Source organism: Roseateles sp. (assembly GCF_046300915.1).
GTDB lineage: Bacteria > Pseudomonadota > Gammaproteobacteria > Burkholderiales > Burkholderiaceae_C > Kinneretia.
In genome coordinates, this window is the sequence record NZ_JBKCLH010000034.1 from 1 (window position 1) to 2939 (window position 2939).

The following is a 2939-nucleotide window of genomic DNA, read 5'->3' on the forward strand; positions in this document are numbered from 1 at the left end:
ATGCAGGTGCTGGCCGAGCTGATGCGCTTGCGCCGCGCCGCCTGCGACCCCCGCCTGGTCGCGCCCGAGCTGGGCCTGGTAGGCGCCAAGCTGGGCGAGTTCGAACGCATCGTGCGCGAGCTGGTCGAGGGCTCGCACAAAGCCCTGGTGTTCAGCCAGTTCACCGACTACCTGGCCCTGCTGGCCGAGCGCCTGCAGGCCATGGGCGTGCCATTCCAGTACCTCGACGGCAGCACGCCGGCGGCCGAGCGGACCAAGCGCGTGGCCGCCTTCCAACGCGGCGAAGGCGAGGTCTTCCTGATCAGCCTCAAGGCCGGCGGCTTCGGCCTCAACCTGACCATGGCCGACTATGTGCTGATCGTCGACCCCTGGTGGAACCCGGCCGCCGAGGATCAGGCCACCGGCCGCGCCCACCGCATGGGCCAACAGCGCCCGGTGACCGTCTACCGCCTGGTGACCGCCGGCTCGGTCGAGGAGCGCATCATCGACCTGCACCGCGACAAGCGCGGCCTGGCCGATGGGATTCTGGAAGGACAGGAAGAAGCGACGGTGCTCGACGCCCAGGCGCTGGCGGCGCTGCTGCGCGGCTGAAGAACACCTCGCCGGCCCGCTTCAATCGCTGCGCAGCAGCTTTTCCTCGGCCAGGGCCAGGGCCTCGGGCAAACCCGAGAGCACCAGGGTGTCGCCGCCCTGCAGCAGCATCTGCTCATCAGCCGGCACCACCGCGCCGTTGACGCGCCGCACCGACACCACCGACACGCCGGTGGCATGCAGGGCGAGCAGGCCCAGGGCGGTGTGCATATAGGGGCTGGCCACGGGCAGGGTGACCGAGCGCAGGCGGGCATGCTGGCGCTCTTCGCCGGTGTCATCGTCGGCGCCGTGGAAATATCCGCGCAACAAGCCATAACGCGCATCGCGCGCGTCACGGGTCAGGCGGATCACGCGGCGCATGGGAACGCCGACCAGGGCCAGGGCATGGCTGGCCAGCATCAGCGAGCCCTCGATGGCCTCGGGCACCACCTCGGTGGCACCGGCGGCGCGCAAGCGCTCCAGGTCGCTGTCGTCGATGGTGCGCACCACCACCGGAACCTGCGGCGCGTGGGAGTGCACCAGATGCAGAATCTTGAGCGCCGAGGCCGTGTCCGGGTAACTGACCACCACGGCGCTGGCGCGCGCCAGGCCGGCCGCCATCAGGCTTTGCAGGCGGGCGGCGTCACCGAAGACCACACTCTGGCCGGCCGCAGCCGCCTGGCGCACCCGGTCGGGGTCCAGATCCAGGGCCATATAGGGGATGTGCTCGCCGTCCAGCAGGCGGGCCAGGTTCTGGCCGCTGCGGCCGTAGCCGCAGATGATCACATGGGCTTGCGCCTTGATGGACTTCTTGGCAATGGTGGTCAGCTGCAGGGACTGCATCATCCAGTCGCTGCTGGACAGCTTCATGACGATGCGGTTGCTGTACATGATCAAGAAAGGCGTGGCCAGCATCGACAGCACCATGCTGGCCAGCACCGCGCTGACCCATTGCGGCGCGATCAGCTGGTGCTGGGCGCCCAGGGTGAGCAGCACGAAGCCGAACTCGCCGGCCTGCGCCAGGTAAAGGCCGGTGCGCAAGGCCACGCCGGCCGGCGCCTGGAACAGCCGCGCCAAGCCGGCGATCAACACGAATTTGGCCAGCACCGGCAGGACGCTCAGCGCAATCACCAGCGGCCATTGCTGGGCCAGGGTGCTCCAGTCCAACTTCATGCCGATGGTGATGAAGAACAGACCCAGCAGCACATCGTGGAAGGGCCGGATGTCGGTTTCCACCTGGTGCTTGTATTCGGTTTCGGCGATCAGCATGCCGGCGACAAAAGCGCCCAGGGCCAGGGACAAACCGGCATGCTCGGTCAACCAGGCCAGACCCAGGGTGACCAGCAGCAGATTGAGCATGAAGAGCTCGTCACTCTTGCGCCGCGCCACCAGGGTCAGCCACCAACGCATCACCTTCTGGCCGCCGACCAGCAGGATGGTCAAAAGCACGCCCGCCTTGAGCGTGGCCCAGGCCAAGGACTGGGCCATGGCCTGGCCGTCACTGTTCAGGGCCGGAATCAGCACCAGCAGCGGCACCACAGCCAGATCCTGGAACAGCAGCACGCCCACCACGCGACGGCCATGCTCGCTCTCCAGCTCCAGGCGCTCGCTCATCATCTTGACGACGATGGCGGTGCTGCTCATGGCCATGGACGCACCAAGCACCAGGGCCCCCTGCCAATTCAGCTCCCAGGGCAGGCCCAGCATCTGCAGCCCGGCCTCCAGCAGATGGTGACCGAGGATGGTGGCCACGATGGTGATCAGCACCTGCAAAAGACCCAGGCCAAAAACCAGATTGCGCATGCTGCGCAGCTTGGGCAGGTTGAACTCCAGGCCAATCACGAACATCAGGAAGACCACGCCGAACTCGGCCAGGTAACGGATGCCCACCGTGTCGCCGGCCAGCGCCAGCGCATTGGGGCCGATCAGCACGCCCACAGCCAGATAGCCCAGCATGGGCGGCAAGCGCAGGAAGCGGCATGCGACCACCCCGGCCACGGCGGCAAACAGGTAAATCAGGGCCAGGTCGAGCGAGGTGATCATGGCTCGATGTTAGCGGGCAGGGCGAAGCCCGATCTGTGGAAACAAGCCGCTATGCTCCCCGCTCACCATGGCAACCGCAGCCCGAATTCGCCTCCTGTCCCTGAGCTGGCGCCTGCTCGCCGGGCTGAGCTTGTGCGCGCCGGCCTGGGCCGACCCGGGCTATTACCTGGTCCGCCCCTACGCCACGGCCGGCAAGACCTCGCTGGATCTGCGCTATTGGACCGTGCAGGCACCCGGTGAGCCAGCCGTGCTCTGGCCCGAGCTGGGCCTGCGCCACGGCTTCAGCGAGCGCTGGACCAGCGAGTTCTTGCTCAGCTGGATCGGCC

2 protein-coding genes and 1 pseudogene are annotated in these 2939 nt (G+C 67.6%); 2 read left to right on the forward strand and 1 reads right to left on the reverse strand.

Going from position 1 to position 2939, the window contains the following annotated elements; all coding sequences use genetic code 11:
- A partial coding sequence (locus ACK5F2_RS01995; RefSeq protein ID WP_409862396.1) for a DEAD/DEAH box helicase occupies nt 1-591 on the forward strand: 591 nt, incomplete at its 5' end.
- A 21-nt stretch (nt 592-612) separates the two neighbouring features.
- On the opposite strand, the gene ACK5F2_RS02000 is transcribed toward ACK5F2_RS01995, so the two are convergent.
- Nucleotides 613-2613 carry a cation:proton antiporter gene (locus ACK5F2_RS02000; protein WP_409862398.1) on the reverse strand — a complete coding sequence of 667 codons (2001 nt, stop codon included), beginning with the start codon at nt 2611-2613 and terminating at the stop codon, nt 613-615.
- A 67-nt stretch (nt 2614-2680) separates the two neighbouring features.
- On the opposite strand from ACK5F2_RS02000, the pseudogene ACK5F2_RS02005 reads away from it, so the two are divergent.
- Nucleotides 2681-2939: pseudogene (locus ACK5F2_RS02005) on the forward strand (hypothetical protein); the annotation flags it as partial.